14 protein-coding genes are annotated in these 17,115 nt (G+C 38.2%); all 14 read right to left on the reverse strand.

Translation table 11 applies throughout. From position 1 onward, the window contains the following. Nucleotides 1-3: 3 nt before the first annotated feature. Entirely contained in the window at nucleotides 4-1,329 is a 1,326-nt protein-coding gene (proS, locus tag WCP76_RS03765) for a proline--tRNA ligase (RefSeq protein ID WP_336294356.1), read from the reverse strand. A gap of 222 nt (nucleotides 1,330-1,551) precedes the next feature. Next, nucleotides 1,552-3,228: a ribonuclease J gene (locus WCP76_RS03770; RefSeq protein ID WP_336294357.1), complete on the reverse strand. Its 1,677-nt coding sequence runs from the start codon at nucleotides 3,226-3,228 to the stop codon at nucleotides 1,552-1,554. A gap of 54 nt (nucleotides 3,229-3,282) precedes the next feature. After that, complete coding sequence (locus WCP76_RS03775; protein WP_336294424.1) at nucleotides 3,283-4,092, reverse strand: biotin--[acetyl-CoA-carboxylase] ligase; 810 nt, start codon at nucleotides 4,090-4,092, stop codon at nucleotides 3,283-3,285. After that, entirely contained in the window at nucleotides 4,092-5,546 is a 1,455-nt protein-coding gene (nuoN, locus tag WCP76_RS03780) for an NADH-quinone oxidoreductase subunit NuoN (protein ID WP_336294358.1), read from the reverse strand. The genes WCP76_RS03775 and nuoN overlap by 1 nt, the downstream gene beginning before the upstream one ends. A 17-nt stretch (nucleotides 5,547-5,563) precedes the next feature. Next, on the reverse strand, nucleotides 5,564-7,033 hold the full coding sequence (locus WCP76_RS03785) for an NADH-quinone oxidoreductase subunit M (protein ID WP_336294425.1): 1,470 nt from the start codon (nucleotides 7,031-7,033) through the stop codon (nucleotides 5,564-5,566). Then, on the reverse strand, nucleotides 7,033-8,997 hold the full coding sequence (gene nuoL / locus WCP76_RS03790; protein ID WP_336294359.1) for an NADH-quinone oxidoreductase subunit L: 1,965 nt from the start codon (nucleotides 8,995-8,997) through the stop codon (nucleotides 7,033-7,035). Before nuoL ends, WCP76_RS03785 begins: the two co-directional genes overlap by 1 nt. A gap of 6 nt (nucleotides 8,998-9,003) precedes the next feature. Continuing rightward, nucleotides 9,004-9,312, reverse strand: a complete 309-nt coding sequence (nuoK, locus tag WCP76_RS03795; protein ID WP_336294360.1) for an NADH-quinone oxidoreductase subunit NuoK — start codon at nucleotides 9,310-9,312, stop codon at nucleotides 9,004-9,006. A gap of 8 nt (nucleotides 9,313-9,320) precedes the next feature. After that, nucleotides 9,321-9,941 carry an NADH-quinone oxidoreductase subunit J gene (locus WCP76_RS03800; protein WP_336294361.1) on the reverse strand — a complete coding sequence of 207 codons (621 nt, stop codon included), beginning with the start codon at nucleotides 9,939-9,941 and terminating at the stop codon, nucleotides 9,321-9,323. A gap of 94 nt (nucleotides 9,942-10,035) precedes the next feature. Continuing rightward, nucleotides 10,036-10,527, reverse strand: a complete 492-nt coding sequence (gene nuoI / locus WCP76_RS03805; RefSeq protein WP_336294362.1) for an NADH-quinone oxidoreductase subunit NuoI — start codon at nucleotides 10,525-10,527, stop codon at nucleotides 10,036-10,038. A gap of 14 nt (nucleotides 10,528-10,541) precedes the next feature. Next, nucleotides 10,542-11,588: an NADH-quinone oxidoreductase subunit NuoH gene (gene nuoH / locus WCP76_RS03810; protein WP_336294363.1), complete on the reverse strand. Its 1,047-nt coding sequence runs from the start codon at nucleotides 11,586-11,588 to the stop codon at nucleotides 10,542-10,544. A 23-nt stretch (nucleotides 11,589-11,611) separates the two neighbouring features. Continuing rightward, nucleotides 11,612-13,681 carry an NADH-quinone oxidoreductase subunit NuoG gene (gene nuoG, locus WCP76_RS03815; protein ID WP_336294364.1) on the reverse strand — a complete coding sequence of 690 codons (2,070 nt, stop codon included), beginning with the start codon at nucleotides 13,679-13,681 and terminating at the stop codon, nucleotides 11,612-11,614. A 61-nt stretch (nucleotides 13,682-13,742) separates the two neighbouring features. Beyond that, the gene (nuoF, locus tag WCP76_RS03820) at nucleotides 13,743-15,050 is read right to left on the reverse strand and encodes an NADH-quinone oxidoreductase subunit NuoF (RefSeq protein ID WP_336294365.1); all 1,308 of its coding nucleotides are present in this window, start codon (nucleotides 15,048-15,050) and stop codon (nucleotides 13,743-13,745) included. A gap of 134 nt (nucleotides 15,051-15,184) precedes the next feature. Next, nucleotides 15,185-15,856, reverse strand: a complete 672-nt coding sequence (nuoE, locus tag WCP76_RS03825) for an NADH-quinone oxidoreductase subunit NuoE (protein ID WP_336294366.1) — start codon at nucleotides 15,854-15,856, stop codon at nucleotides 15,185-15,187. Beyond that, nucleotides 15,856-17,046: an NADH-quinone oxidoreductase subunit D gene (locus tag WCP76_RS03830; RefSeq protein ID WP_336294367.1), complete on the reverse strand. Its 1,191-nt coding sequence runs from the start codon at nucleotides 17,044-17,046 to the stop codon at nucleotides 15,856-15,858. Before WCP76_RS03830 ends, nuoE begins: the two co-directional genes overlap by 1 nt. Between the last annotated feature and the right edge of the window lie 69 nt (nucleotides 17,047-17,115).

The following is a 17,115-nucleotide window of genomic DNA, read 5'->3' on the forward strand; positions in this document are numbered from 1 at the left end:
CTATCAAACTACAGAAAATTGTTTAAGTGTATCTTCAACTGTTAGAGATTTTTTCACACCTGTTTTTCGATCTTTAATCTCAACTTTATTTTGTGCAATGCTTTTAGGTCCAACAATTATTTGTGTTGGCAAACCAATTAAATCTATCGTTGCAAATTTTGATCCAGGACTCTCATTTCTGTCATCTAACAATGGATCAAAACCAGCATGTATTAATCCCTGATAAAGAGTTTCACATGCATGCGCACATTTTTCATCATCTGGCTTCATATTAATAATAGCAAAATCGAACGGCGCTATAGATCTTGGCCAAATAATACCATTTTCATCATGAGAAGCTTCGATAACTGCCGCAACAAGACGTGAAGGTCCAATACCATAAGATCCCATAGAAACCACATGCTCTTTTCCATCTCGCCCCATAACTTTTGCACCCATTGGAGAAGAATATTTAGTACCAAAGTGAAAAATATGCCCTACTTCAATACCACGAGCTGAAAGACGATTCTGCTTAGAAACTTTAGCCCACTCTTCCTCATTATGCATTTCTTCTGTTGCTGCGTAAAAGGACGTCCACTGTTTAACAATATCAGATAAAATAGCTTTATCATTAAAGTCGATTGAGCTGTGTGGAACTGTAAGTTCCATAAACTGTCTATCACAAAATATAGCACTCTCTCCTGTTTCAGCCAAAATAATAAATTCATGGCTGAGTTCACCACCAATTGGACCTGTAGCAGCACGCATGGGAATTGCTTGTAAGCCAAGGCGAGAAAAAGTACGCAAATAAGCAATAAACATACGATTATAAGATAGTTGAGAACCTTCATAATCAAGATCAAAAGAATAAGCATCTTTCATTAAAAATTCCCGGGAGCGCATCACACCAAAACGCGGACGAATTTCATCACGAAACTTCCATTGAATATGGTACAAATTGAGCGGAAGATCCTTATAAGACCGAATATAGGAACGGAAAATATCTGTTACCACCTCTTCGTTTGTCGGACCATAAAGTAAATCACGCTTTTGACGATCTTTAATGCGTAGCATTTCTAAACCATAATCATCATAGCGATTACTTTCACGCCAAAGATCTGCAGATTGAATTGTCGGCATTAATATTTCTATAGCACCAGCTCGTTCTTGTTCCTCACGAATAATCTTACAAACTTTATCAAGCACTTTTTTACCCAACGGTAACCAAGAATAAATCCCTGATGCTTGTTGGCGAATCATAGCTGCACGTAACATAAATCGATGAGAAACAATCTCTGCTTCCTTAGGATTCTCTCTTAAAATAGGAAGAAAATATTGAGAAAGACGCATTGAAATAATTAACTCCTAACCAAACATATTATATGGGAATAATTTAAATATACTAAACGCTAATTTATAGTTACAATTGGAAAGCTTGCAAACACAACGGTCATACTCTTGAAAAATTTATATACTCTATCTCTTATTGAGTTTATTTTTAGTAATAAAATGATCTTACTGTTCTCTTCTCTCTTTCTTTATAAAAAAGAAACAACGTAATACTAGAATATTCTATTTTGACCTGTGTAAAAAAACTGTACAGATAGGCTTTTTTCGCCAAACTTCATTAACAGCTGCTCTCACTGCACGCCGTATTGCTTCCCGAATAAGTTCATTATTTTTGCGTTTAATACGTGGAATATTGTAAACGGTTTCTTCTATAACATCTAAAAGAATATCCTGCAAACTCTTTCCTTTTCCATTACTTTCTGGAATCCCAAATGTAGTTAGACCAACATCAGAAAATAACTCATGCTTGCTATTCATATGGAGAGAAACAGCAACGTGACCAGCATAACTTAGTTTGCGACGTTCACGAATCCCCAATTCATTCTCATCCCCAATAAGACAACCGTCTTTATAGATACGGCCAACAGGGACTTGATCAACAGTTTCTACAGGCTCTGGGGCAAGGCGCAATATACAACCATTTCTAATATCAGTGACAATTTTTATACCTGCTTGACGCGCTAAAGCCGCTTGAGCAGTAAGATGCATTGCTTCACCATGTACCGGAACAAGTATCTGTGGTTTTATCCAATCATACATCTGTAAAAGTTCTGGGCGACGAGGATGACCTGAAACATGAACAAGCGCATCTTCATTCGTAATAATTTTAATTCCCAAGTCAATAAAACGATTTTGTATTTCAATAATAGCTTTTTCGTTTCCCGGAATACTTCGTGACGAATAAATAACGGTATCACCAGCAGAAAGTGCAATATTTCTCATTTCATTGCGTGACAATTTAGCTAAAGTAGCACATGGCTCACCTTGACTACCTGTCACGATTAAAACAACATTTTTTCGTGGGATATAACCATAATCATCTTCTGTAATAAATGGTGCTAATCCATTCATATACCCAAGATCTTGTGCCACCATAATACTCCGCTTAAGAGAGCGTCCAACAACAAGAACCTGCCGATCAACAGACTCGGCTGCAAGACAAATTGAACGAATACGCCCAACATTAGATGCAAAAGTAGCTATTGCAACTCGACCTTCAGCTTTTGAAATAACCGCAGAAAGACTTTTTTGAACTTCCTGTTCTGATGGTGATACGCCATCCCTGCCTGCGTTCGTAGAATCACAAAGCAACGCTAAAACACCTTTATTGCCTAAAGCACGAAAACGTTTTTCATCTGTTACCGCCCCAAGTGTAGGTGTATGATCAATTTTCCAATCACCAGTGTGAATCACAGTACCTAAAACTGTTGTAATTGCTAAAGATACAGAGTCTGGAATAGAATGATTCACGGCTATAGCTTCAACTGAAAAAGGACCAACTTGAAAGCAATCACCAGCTTGAAAAATATGAGGTAAAACTTTATGAGATCCAAAATCTGATTGTCTTTTACTCTCTAATAATCCTGCTGTAAAAGGCGTACAATAAATTGGAACTTTAAGCTTTGGCCATAAATCAAGAACAGCACCATAATGATCTTCATGCGCATGTGTCAAAACAAGACCATGTATGTTATGTTTTTCACTCTCTAAAAAACGAATATCGGGCAAAACAAGATCTGCTCCAGGTAATTCAGAACCAGCAAAACTAACTCCCATGTCAACAAGTAGCCATTTACGAAGATTCTGTGGACCAAATCCATAAGCAGCCAGATTCATTCCTATTTCACCTACCCCTCCTAAAGGTAAAAAAACAAATTCATTCTTATTGGCTGCAACCATGAATATCTCCTAAATTATGTAAGACAATCTAATGGTGAAATAAAATTCTATGAATTAATAGCGGTATGTATTAACAGAAGAAGCTGAATCAAAATGAACATCTCCGGCTGTTATAATGGCTTGCTGACCATTTTTTTGTTTTATGATACAGTTAAAATCACTATCAAGACCATCAAAAACACCTTCGATGAATTTATTATTACTGACTGTTGTGACATACTGTCCAAGATGATTGGAATACAAAAGCCATTTTTCGCGAATTATATCACATCCTCTTGTTTGCTTCCAAAGAAGGTAATTTTTAGAAAAATACTCTGTTAAAACCGTAAATAACTGTTCTGCTTCAATATGCACACCAATATTCTTTAAGCTTGAAGTGGGATACGGCGCATCTTCATAATGATATTTTACATTTATTCCAATACCAATAACCAATGCATACTGTTGTGATGACAATTTAATAATCTCAAGCAGAATGCCAGAACTTTTAGCTCCCTCTAATAAAACATCATTTGGCCATTTTAAGCTAACAATATCGTTTCTCTGCTTTTTATCTTTTATAAATTGTTTTACTGCTTCTACTACACTTATTCCAGCAACAAAACCAAGCTGAGCAGCAGTGTGGTGAAAAACATCATTAATTAATAAAAGACTAGAATAAAGATTTCCTTTTGGACTAAACCACATCCTATTTCTTCTTGCTCTTCCCTGTGACTGTTCATGCGCAACAACCCAGAGATAACCGTGATGACCAGCTCGCGCTTTTTGTTGTGCAACAAGATTTGTTGAATCAACACTTTCATATGATTCAACAGTATATCCTTGTTTTTGTGCAAAATCTGATAAAATATAAGCCATATTTATTAAAACAACGCAGCAGCTGCTTTTCCTGCAACATCAGTAAACCAAATTCCAAAAAATGTATAAAATAAAATAAATAATGCAGAAAGGCCGAGGCAAAACTGAATCTCATTCGAAGAAACGACAAAATGAGCTTTTGCATCATCAAACCACATAATTTTAATTATTCGCAAATAGTAAAAAGCCCCAACAACAGATGCTATCATTCCAACTACAGCAAGTGGAATAAGTCCAGCATGAACAGCAGCAGAAAAAGTATACCATTTTCCAAAAAAACCGGCCATAGGTGGTATACTTGCTAAAGAAAAAAGTTGGATTGTCATCACAGAAGCCATAAATGGATTAGTCTTTATTAATCCTGAAAGATCATCAATATTTTCAACATTTCCACTACTAGACCGCATTGCGAGAATAAAAGCAAATGAACCAAGCGTCATGCCAAGATAAATAGTCATGTAAAGAATAACACTTTTTATCCCAAGTATATCTCCAGCAGCTAAACCAACAAGCGCATATCCCATATGACTGATCGATGAATAAGCCATTAAACGTTTAATATTCCTCTGTCCAATTGCAGCAAATGCACCAAGTAGCATTGACGCAATCGCCATGAACACCAAAATTTGTTGCCATGCAGGCATAGAATCTCCAGAGCTGCTTAGTGGAATAAAGGCCATAACAATAACACGAATAATTAATGCTATTGCTGCAACTTTAGGAGCACCAGCGAAAAATGCTGTAATAGGTGTTGGTGCCCCTTCATAAACATCAGGAGTCCACATATGAAACGGAACTGCAGAAATTTTGAAAGCCAAACCAGCTAAAATAAAAACAATTCCAAAAATAACTCCTAATTGTAAACTTTCGCCTTTTAAAGCAACAGCAATTTCGTGAAAACCAATCTGACCGGTAAAACCATAAAGCAAAGAAATACCATACAACAGCAATCCTGAAGATAATGCCCCTAAAACAAAATATTTTATACCTGCTTCAGAAGACTTTATATTATCACGGTTGATCGCAGCTAGCACATATAAAGCTAAAGATTGTAACTCTAATCCCATATAAAGTGATAACATATTACCTGCTGAAATCATCAACATCATGCCAAGGGTTGCCAAAAGAACAAGCACTGGAAATTCAAATATATCGAAATTATGATAAGAAGTAAAACCAACAGACATAATGAGAGCAAAAAGTGCCCCAATAAGCGTCAAAATCTTCATATAACGACCGAAAGAGTCAATAATGAGCGCATTAGTTTGAAATAAGCCACTTTTTGGAAAAACCATTATAATAACAATGGTTGCAACGAGAAGAGCAATAGCTAAACCAGTCACAGTTAAAGAAGCACGTGCACGGGAATAAACACCGATTAAAAGCAACAGGATGCCTCCTAGTGCTATTAAAACCTCAGGAAAAATTAACACTAATTGAGCTATAATTTCAGTTGGCATAAGTATTCTTCTCTTATCTAGTGGAGTCTATTGATGAGGGTCTTTACGGAAAATGTCGTTGCTTTCAGAATAGGCGCCGGATAGATACCAAAAAATATTGTAAGAATAACCATCGGATAAAGGATAAATTTCTCTCTTGAAGAAAGGTCAATAAGTACTTTTAGACTCTCTTTATCCAAGGCACCAAAAATCACACGCCGATAAAGATAAAGCGCATAAGAAGCCGATAAAATGACGCCAGTTGTAGCAAAAACAACAACCAACTTATTCACTTGAAAAACGCCTATTAAGGTTAAAAACTCACCTATAAATCCTGAGCTTCCAGGTAAGCCAATGTTTGCCATAGTAAAGATTAAGAAAACAATGGCATATTTTGGCATGTTATTTACTAAACCTCCAAAAGCTGAAATTTCACGTGTATGCAAGCGATCATAAATAACCCCAACACAGAGGAATAAAGCGGCTGAAACAATTCCATGTGATAGCATCTGATAAATAGCGCCCTGAATCCCCTGTTCATTCGCAGTAAAAATACCCATTGTCACATATCCCATATGCGCTATCGAGGAATAAGCAATCAGTTTTTTTATATCATTCTGAACAAGTGCAACTAACGATGTATAAATAATAGCGATAAGCGATAATGCGAAAACCATAGGAGCAAAATAAGCTGAAGCGATAGGAAACATTGGTAAAGAAAAACGGAGAAAACCATAACCACCTAATTTGAGTAACACACCAGCTAAAATAACAGAACCAGCCGTCGGTGCCTCTACGTGAGCATCAGGTAACCATGTATGAACTGGCCACATCGGCATTTTGACCGCAAAAGAAGCAAAAAAAGCAAGCCATAACCATATTTGCATATGTGCGGAAAATTGATAATTTAGTAAAGTTGGTATATCCAGTGTTCCAGCCTCCCAGTACATAGCCATAATAGCAACCAGCATAAGTACTGAACCAAGCAAAGTATATAAGAAAAACTTTATGCTGGCATAAACACGACGCGCTCCACCCCAAACACCTATAATAATAAACATTGGAATGAGGCTACCCTCAAAAAAAACGTAGAATAATATTGCATCAAGAGCACAAAAAACTCCAATAACAGCAACTTCAAGAAGAAGGAAAGCAATCATATAAGCTTTCAAGCTGTGTTTAATATTTTTCCAACTTGCTAAAATGCAGAAAGGCAAAAGAAAAGCCGAAAGAACTACAAAAAGAATAGAAATACCATCTACCCCCATATGATAGCTAATACCATTCCCTAACCAATCAAATCTTTCAACCATTTGAAAATGGCTATCTGTATAATCAAAGCCCGCCCAAACTATTAAGGAAATAATAAAAACAAAAACAGTCGTAAAAAATGCTACGTTGCGTATATTATGTCGTGCCGCTTCGCTATCATCTTTGATAAACAAAATTAGAAGCACACCAATAAGCGGCAAAAATGTAACCGTAGAAAGAATAGGCCAATCGGTCATCAGTTCACGCCCCCGATCATCATCCATGTGACCAGCAAAGCAATGCCTATAAGCATTGCAAATGCATAGTGATAAAGATAGCCTGTTTGCATCCGAACGACTCTATTGGTAATATCAACAACACGTGCTGCAATACCATTCGGACCTAGACCATCAATAATCTTACCATCCCCAACTTTCCAAAAAAAGAAACCCATTTTGAAAGCAAATCGAACAAATAAAAAGTGGTATAGTTGATCAAAATACCACTTTTGGTAAAGAAAATTATATACCCAAGACATGACTGTAGCCAACTTTTTTGGAATAGAAGGAAAGAAAATGTAGAATAAATAAGCAAACATAAATCCAAGAACCATCGCTATAAATGGTGACCATTTTACCCAATTGGATACACTGTGAGCATCATGAAGAATATGATTATCGCTACCTGTAAATAATGCTCCCTTCCAAAAAACATCATACAAGTCACCAAAAAAATAAGGTTGAAAAACAACACCAGCAAACATTGCTCCAATAGATAAAATAAATAGTGGAATTAACATAACTGGAGGAGATTCATGAACATGGTGCATAACATCAACAGTCGCTCGTGCTTTACCGTGAAATGTCATAAACATAAGACGCCACGAATAAAAACTTGTTAATAAAGCAGCAAAAACAAGAAGATAGAAAGCATATCCTGAAGCAATATTATGTGATGCAAAAGCAGACTCTATAATCGCATCCTTAGAGAAAAAACCAGCCGTTCCAAAAAATGTTCCTGGAATTCCAACACCTGTTAGTGCAATAGTTCCCACCATCATCATCCAATAAGTTACCTTTATATGCTTGCGTAAACCGCCCATTTTTCGCATATCTTGTTCATCAGACACCGCATGAATCACAGAGCCAGCACCGAGAAAGAGCAAAGCCTTAAAAAAAGCATGCGTGAAAAGATGAAAAACAGCTGCTCCATAAGCCCCAACACCTAATGCAACAAACATATAACCAAGTTGTGAGCATGTAGAATAGGCAATAACACGCTTAATATCATTCTGCACTAATCCTACAGTTGCTGCAAAAAACGCAGTTGTTGCTCCAATAATAATAATTACGGTTAAAGCAGTTGGAGAAAGTTCAAAAATTGGTGATAAACGTGCAACCATAAATACACCAGCTGTCACCATAGTTGCTGCATGAATAAGCGCTGATACAGGAGTCGGTCCCTCCATCGCATCGGGGAGCCATGTATGTAAAAGAAACTGTGCTGATTTTCCCATTGCACCAATAAATAACAAAAGACAGGTAGTAGTAATCGCAGCTTGTCCATCAAGTTGGAAACCTAAAAACGTTATATTTTGTATGAAATTATTCTCTGAAGCTTTTGCAAAAATAGGGGCAAAACTAACCGATCGAAATAAAACAAAAACACTAAAGATTCCTAAAAGAAAACCAAAATCCCCAACACGGTTAACTACAAAAGCTTTCATTGCAGCCCTATTAGCAGAATCTCGCTGAAACCAAAAACCAATTAATAAATAAGAAGCAAGCCCAACGCCTTCCCAGCCAAAAAACATCTGAATTAAGTTATTGGACGTTACCAACATAAGCATCATAAATGTAAATAAGGACAAATAAGAAAAAAAACGGGACCTCGAAGGATCATGATGCATATAACCGATTGAATAAATATGTACCAATGCCGAAACAGTATTCACAACAACAAGCATGACAGCTGTTAATGAATCAACATGTAAAGCCCAATCAAAGGTTAAATCACCGACAGTAAGCCAGTGTAATACCGATATATCAACCACGGTATCATGACCAAGCGCAATATTTAAAAAGGCCACCCATGACAATACAGCAACAATCACCATAAAGCTGCATGTCACCAATTCGTTAGCTCGATCCCCTATAGTTTTTCCACCTACAGAAGCAATTAAAAATCCTAAAAGCGGAAGAAAGACAATCATATAATACATTACTGCTCAGCCTTTCATTACATTCACATCTTCAACCGCAATAGAACCACGATTACGAAAAAAAACTACAAGAATTGCTAGACCGATTGCAGCTTCAGCAGCTGCTACTGTTAAAATAAATAAAGCAAATATCTGACCAACAAGGTCATGAAGAAACGCTGAAAATGCAATAAAATTGAGATTAACTGAAAGTAACATAAGCTCAATAGACATAAGAATAATAATCACATTCTTTCTGTTTAGAAAAATTCCAGAAATACCGATTGTAAACATCAAAGCAGAAATAATGAGATAATGGGTAATATCGATGTGCATAGCTCCCCCTAAATGCCTTTTCCTGATTCAACTTTTTTGATCTCAATTGAATTTTCCACTGTCCGCGAAACTTGTACCGCAATAGACTGTCGCTTTACACCCGATTTATGACGAAGTGTCAAAACAATTGCCCCAATCATTGCGATTAATAAAATTATCCCAGCAATTTGAAAATAAAAAACATAATCTGTATAAAGAATATCGCCCAATGCCTGAGTATTTGTTTTCTGTCCAAAATCTGGAATTGGCTGCGTAATGTGTGCTTTCAACGCTGGAGAAAAACGACTGCTAACAAAAACAACAATCAATTCTACAGCAATGATACCCCCAATCAGAATTCCAATAGGAGCATACCGCAGTGCACCATTTCTTAACTCTGCAAAATCAACATCAAGCATCATCACCACAAATAAAAATAAAACTGCTACGGCACCAACATAAACAACAAGCAGCATAAGCCCCAAAAACTCTGCTCCCACAAGCAAAAACAAAGCCGCAGCATTAAAAAATGCCAATATTAAAAATAAAACTGAATGAACAGGATTGCGTGCTATAATAACAATAACTGCACTCGCAAGCATAATAAAAGCAAATAAATAGAAAAATGCCGCCGCTAGACCTGTTAGCATAGGCTTCTCCTTAATTAACAATAAGTGGTATAAAATTCTATACCAGATTAAAACTTATCGGAACAATTATCCGACTACTCATTCAATGATACACTTAACGATAAGGTGCATCCATCAATATATTTCGGGAAATTTCTCGTTCCCAACGATCTCCGTTCATTAAAAGCTTTTCTTTATCATAATAAAGTTCTTCACGACTTTCTGTCGCAAACTCAAAGTTTGGACCTTCTACAATAGCTTCAACTGGACAAGCCTCTTGACAAAAACCACAGTAAATACACTTAACCATATCTATGTCATAACGGACAGTCCTGCGTGTCCCATCATTACGCCTCGGCCCTGCTTCAATGGTAATAGCCTGCGCAGGACAAATCGCTTCACATAACTTACAAGCAATACATCGCTCTTCACCATTTGGGTAACGACGTAGCGCATGTTCACCACGAAAACGTTGAGAAACAAAACCCTTTTCATAAGGATAATTAATCGTAGGTTTTGGTGAAAAAAACTGACGCATTGCTAAGAAAAATGCACTCACAAACTCTAATAGAAGGAGTGACTTTGCCGCCTGAATAAGACCTGACACCGTAAAATCTCCTCTTAAACGAAACCAGTATACTTTAAAAAAGCAGCGGTTATCACAACCATTGCCAATGAAATAGGAAGAAAAACCTTCCAACCAAGCCGCATAAGCTGATCATAGCGATAACGCGGGACAAATGCTTTGACCATAGCAAACATAAAAAATACAAAACAAACTTTTAGAACAAACCAAACGACACCGGGAATCCAATTAATCCACCAAACATCCAAGGGAGGCAACCAACCACCTAAAAATAAAATAGTTGTTAGTGCACACATTAAAACAATAGCAACATATTCACCAAGAAAAAAAAGCATGTAAGGCGTTGAAGAATATTCAACCATGTGGCCAGCAACAAGTTCAGATTCTGCTTCAACTAAGTCAAAAGGTGGACGATTTGTCTCTGCGAGCGCAGAAATAAAAAATATAATAAACATTGGAAAAAGAACGAGCCAATTCCAATCAAGAAAACTACCAAAAGAAAGACCAAGCATCGTACCGATACCATGACTTTGTCTATTAACAATTGTTGTGAGATCCAGTGAACCACTTACCAAAATAACAGTTACAAGTACAAACCCAATTGAAACTTCATAAGAAACCATCTGCGCAGCTGAACGAAGAGCTCCTAGAAAAGGGTATTTTGAATTTGACGCCCATCCACCCATAATGACGCCATAAACTTCAAGAGATGAAATAGCTAAGATATAGAGTAAACCAACATTAATTTTTGCAATTTCCCAACCTTCATTAACCGGAACAACAGCCCAAGCTGATAAAGCAAGTGTAGCAGAAACAAAAGGTGCCAAAAGAAAAACACCTTTATTAGCAGCTGCAGGAATAATAGGTTCCTTGACAACAAATTTAATCAAATCTGCAAAAGACTGTAACAATCCCCACGGACCAACAACATTTGGACCCCGTCGTAATTGTACAGCCGCCCAAATCTTCCTATCTGCATAAAGAAGGTAGGCAACTAAAATCAGAAGTACAACCAAAAAAAGCAATATTTTTCCGACTATAGCGAGCAGTGGTAATAACCAGATTATAAAGAAATCATGCATAACTATTCCTTTTTCCTCTGCCCTTAATCTACAACTTTCGTAACACGACTCTTTGTAAGAGATGAACATTCAGCCATCACTGCAGAAGCACGTGCTATCGGATTTGTCAAATAAAAGTCTTTGATCATAGAAGTAAATGTTTGTGTTTCTAGAGTGCCCATATGTAAACCAAGCACTTTAAGATCATCTACACAGGAAGGCGCTATATTATCAACGGCACAAAAATGTGGATATTTATTAAATAAGCTCTGCCTTAATTGAAAAAGTGAATCAAAAGGCAGTTTCTTCCCTAAAACATCAGATAAAGCACGAAAAATAGCCCAATCTTCCTTTGCTTCACCTGGAGCAAAACCAGCCCGATTCGTCATTTGAACACGCCCCTCTGTATTTACATAAATCCCTGATTTTTCAGTATAAGCCGATGCAGGCAAAATCACATCAGCAGCATGAGCACCATTATCACCATGACTACCAATGTAAACCGTAAAAGCCTTCTTACTAGACAGTTCTACTTCATCAGCACCAAGCAAAAATAAAACTTCACAAGTCTTAACAATATTTGCAGTCCCAAATTCAGAAATAAAGCCTATATCTAGCCCTCCAACAGTTGAAGCAGCACTGTGAAGAATGCCAAAACCGTTCCATTTTTCACTAAGAGCCCCAACACTATTCGCTAATTTTGCAAGACTCTTTAAAACAGACAAACCTTTTTGACCTGAAACAGCCCCTTCTCCGATAAGAATGATTGGTTTCTCAGCTTCTTTCAACACATTTAAAAATGCATCCTTTCCATGGATAAGCATACTCAATGCATCAGTACCGCTTCCAAGATAAGAGTAGGGATAACGTAAATCAACCTTCTCTCCAATTAATGCAATAGGAAACTGCCCCATCCGCTGACGTTTTAAAATGCGTGCATTCAAAACAGCTGCCTCATAACGCGGATTAGATCCCACAATGAGCAATGCATCAGCCTGCTCAATACCCGCAATCGTTGGATTAAAAACATAAGTCGAACGCCCAAATTCTGGAGACAAAACCATCCCTCTTTGACGACAATCAAATGCATTTGAACCCAATGAAATCATCAATTCTTTAAACGCATACATTTCCTCAACAGAGGCAAGATCCCCTGCAATCGCTCCAATTTTTTCTGGAGAGGTTTTAGAGACGGCCTTTTTAATTGCTGAAAAAGCCTCTATCCAACTCGCAGGTTGCAATTTGCCATCTTTGCGCACATATGGCTTATCGAGTCTCTGAGTACGCAACCCATCCCAAATAAAGCGTGTCTTATCAGAAATCCACTCCTCATTTACATCTTCATTCGTGCGTGGCATTATTCGCATAACTTCACGACCACGACTATCAATACGAATAGCACTGCCAAGTGCATCCATCACATCAATAGATTCTGTTTTAACCAATTCCCATGGGCGCGCATGAAACGCATAAGGTTTTGAAGTTAAAGCTCCTACAGGACAAAGATCAATAACATTTCCTTGCAATTCAGATGTCATTGCTTTTTCAAGGTATGTTGTAATTTCAGCATCCTCGCCCCGGCCTATCAAACCAAGTTCAGAAATACCTGCTACTTCAGTCGTAAAACGAACACAACGTGTACAGTGAATACACCGAGTCATAACAGTTTTTACAAGTGGCCCAATATATTTATCTTCCACAGCACGCTTGTTTTCTGCATAACGAGAACAATCACGCCCATAAAGCATAGCCTGATCTTGAAGGTCGCACTCCCCTCCCTGATCGCACACAGGGCAATCCAAAGGATGATTGATAAGAAGGAATTCCATAACACCTTCACGTGCCTTTTTGACCATTGCTGTGTTAGTAAAAATTTCTGGAATTTCACCATTAGGCCCTAACCGTAAATCGCGAACTCCCATCGCACAAGAAGCCTGAGGCTTTAGAGGAGCACCCTTAACCTCAACCAAGCACATGCGACAATTTCCAGCAATTGATAAAGATTCATGAAAACAAAAACGCGGCACTTCAACACCAGCAGCCTCAGCAGCTTGAAGCAACGTGTAGTAATCAGGAACTTCAATTTCTTTACCGTCAACCTTGATATTTATCATCACTCATCCAGCCTATGGAAAACCTATTTTAATTTACATTCCATTTTTTTAACAAAAGCCTCTATTCGACTACCTCAAAAGCAATATTTTTGCTTTGGATTCTATTTCGCGTATAATCGTCAATTCTACGCTCAATTTCTGGACGAAAATTACGTATTAACCCCTGTATGGGCCATGCGGCAGCATCACCAAGTGCACAGATAGTATGCCCTTCCACCTGTTTAGAAACTTCAAATAAAAGGTCAATTTCACGTTTTTGTGCTCTTCCCTCAACCATACGTCCTAGAAGACGCATCATCCAACCAGTACCTTCACGACATGGTGTACACTGCCCACAACTTTCATGCTTAAAAAAAGCTGCTATACGCCAAATTGCCTTAATAATATCGGTTGATTTATCCATGACAATTATTCCGCCTGTACCGAAAGAAGATCCGACATCCCGCATTCCATCAAAGTCCATGATTGCATCAACCATATCTTCACCACGAACAACTGGACAAGAAGCTCCACCTGGAATAACAGCTAAAAGATTACCCCATCCCCCACGAATTCCCCCCGCATGTTTTTCAATTAACTCACGAAAAGAAACACCCAAAGCCTCTTCAAATGTACAAGGTGTATTAACATGACCGGAAACCATAAATAATTTCGTTCCAACGTTATTTACACGTCCAATTGATGAAAACCAGGAAGCACCCCGACGCAAAATCGTTGGAACAACGGCTATAGACTCTACATTATTTACTGTTGTTGGACAGCCATAAATTCCTACATTCGCAGGAAATGGTGGCTTAAGCCGAGGCTGCCCTTTTTTTCCCTCAAGACTTTCAAGAAGGGCTGTTTCTTCACCACAGATATAGGCACCAGCACCATGGTGAATAATAATATCACAAGCATGTCCATATTTAGTCTTTTTACCAAGTAAACCCGCATCATAACATTCATCAACCGCAGCTTGAAGCGCTTCACGCTCACGAATGTATTCACCACGAATATAAATAAACGCAATATTTGCTCCCATAGCATAAGTAGCAATAACACACCCTTCAATCAACGTGTGGGGATCGTGGCGTAAAATATCACGATCTTTACATGTTCCAGGCTCTGATTCATCTGCATTTACAACCAAATAATGGGGACGCCCATCACTTTGTTTGGGCATAAAAGACCACTTCATTCCAGTAGGAAAGCCAGCACCACCACGACCACGTAAACCTGATGCTTTTACCTCATTAATAATCCAATCGCGGCCTTTTTCTATAATGCTTTTAGTACCGTCCCAATGTCCGCGCAATACCGCAGCCTTTAACGACTTATCTTTTAAACCATAAATATTTGTGAAAATGCGATCTTTATCCGCCAGCATATCCCACTCTTTCTTTTACCCGTAGCATTTTCAGCATTTCCTCAAACGCAATTCTTAAATACCTTTTATAACTTTTGACTTTTACTCAAAGGCACACGATGGACAAAACAATCAACATCCTCTCAAAATATATACTACGCTTCCATTTCCTTACGAACCTTTTTCTTCGAAGAAGAAAGTAATTTCTTTTTTTCATTATCATCATTGAGAGAAGTTAACCCACTAATAGGCTCCGACGACTGACGACAACTTTGTGGGCCTGCCGCTATTTCAAAACCTTTACCCGCTTCAAATGCATCAATAATTTCTTCAAGACGTTCAGCTGTAAGATCTTCATAAGTGTCTTTAAAGATCATAACCATAGGAGCATTCACACAAGCACCAAGACACTCTACTTCTTCCCATGACAACGTTCCATCTTTATTGGGAACAAAAGGTTCATGATGGATCTTTTTTTGACAAACTTTAATCAAATCCTCAGAACCACGTAACATACAAGGAGTTGTACCGCAAACTTGAATATGCGCCTTTGTTCCAACGGGCTTGAGTTGAAACTGAGTATAAAAGGTTGCAATTTCTAAAACACGAATGTAGGCCATAGAAAGTATCTGAGCAACGTGCTCAATTGCAGCGCGTGTCACCCAACCATCTTGTTCTTGAGCACGCATTAACAACGGAATTACAGCAGACTGTTCACGTCCCACAGGGTATTTTTTTATAGTATTTTGTACCCATATCTGATTTTCTTCCGTAAAAGAAAACTCTTTTGGCTGGTAGACATCATCTGCAAGACGGCGTACAGACATTAGCGATCAACCTCCCCGAAAACAATATCAATCGAACCCAAAATCGCCGTAGCATCTGCCAACATATGACCTCGAGTTAAAAAGTCCATAGCTTGCAAATGAGCAAAGCCAGGGGCACGTAACTTAACACGATAAGGCTTATTGCTTCCATCAGAGATAAGATAAACCCCAAACTCACCTTTTGGAGCTTCCACAGCAACATACACTTCACCAGGCGGAGTATGAAACCCCTCCGTATAAAGTTTAAAATGGTGAATAAGCGCTTCCATCGAACTTTTCATTTCGCTGCGCTTTGGTGGCACAATTTTGCGATCTAAACTCGAAACAGGCCCACTTTTTTCGGTACTAAGCAAGCGATCCACGCATTGACGCATAATCTTTGCTGATTGACGCATCTCTTCCATACGAATAAGATAACGATCGTAGCAATCACTATTCTTACCTACAGGAATATCAAATTCCATTTCGTCGTAACATTCATAGGGCTGACTTTTACGCAAATCCCATGGCACTCCAGCTCCACGAATCATAACTCCAGAGAAACCACGCGCCCAAGCTTCATCAATACTCACCACACCAATATCTACATTACGCTGCTTAAAAATTCGATTTGGTGTTACAAGTGCATCAAGTTGACCAAGTGCAATAAGAAAAGAATCAATAAAATTACCTATATCCTCCACTAAAGATTCAGGCAAATCCTGATGCACACCACCAGGACGAAAATAATTTGCATGAAGACGCGCACCACATGCACGCTCATAAAAGATCATTAATCGCTCACGTTGCTCAAATCCCCAAAGCGGAGGAGTTAAAGCACCAACGTCCATTGCTTGCGTAGTTACATTAAGTAAATGATTAAGAATACGTCCAATTTCAGAAAATAAAACACGTATCAACTGCCCGCGCTTTGGAACCTCAACACCCAAAAGCTTTTCAATAGCGAGTACAAAAGCATGTTCTTGATTCATAGGAGCGACATAATCCAAACGATCTAGATAAGGAGCGGCTTGAAGATAGGTCTTTGTTTCCATTAATTTTTCTGTGCCACGATGCAGCAACCCAATATGTGGATCCACACGCTCAACAACTTCACCATCCAACTCCAGAACCATGCGCAAAACCCCATGCGCAGCAGGATGCTGCGGACCAAAATTGATATTAAAGTTCCGAACACTGACCTCAGCCACAATTCACCCCTTGCCTTTTAATAAACTTCATATCGAATTCTAATATAATTATCTATCATGCTGAAAATA

This window comes from Bartonella vaga, from assembly GCF_037070895.1.
GTDB lineage: Bacteria > Pseudomonadota > Alphaproteobacteria > Rhizobiales > Rhizobiaceae > Bartonella.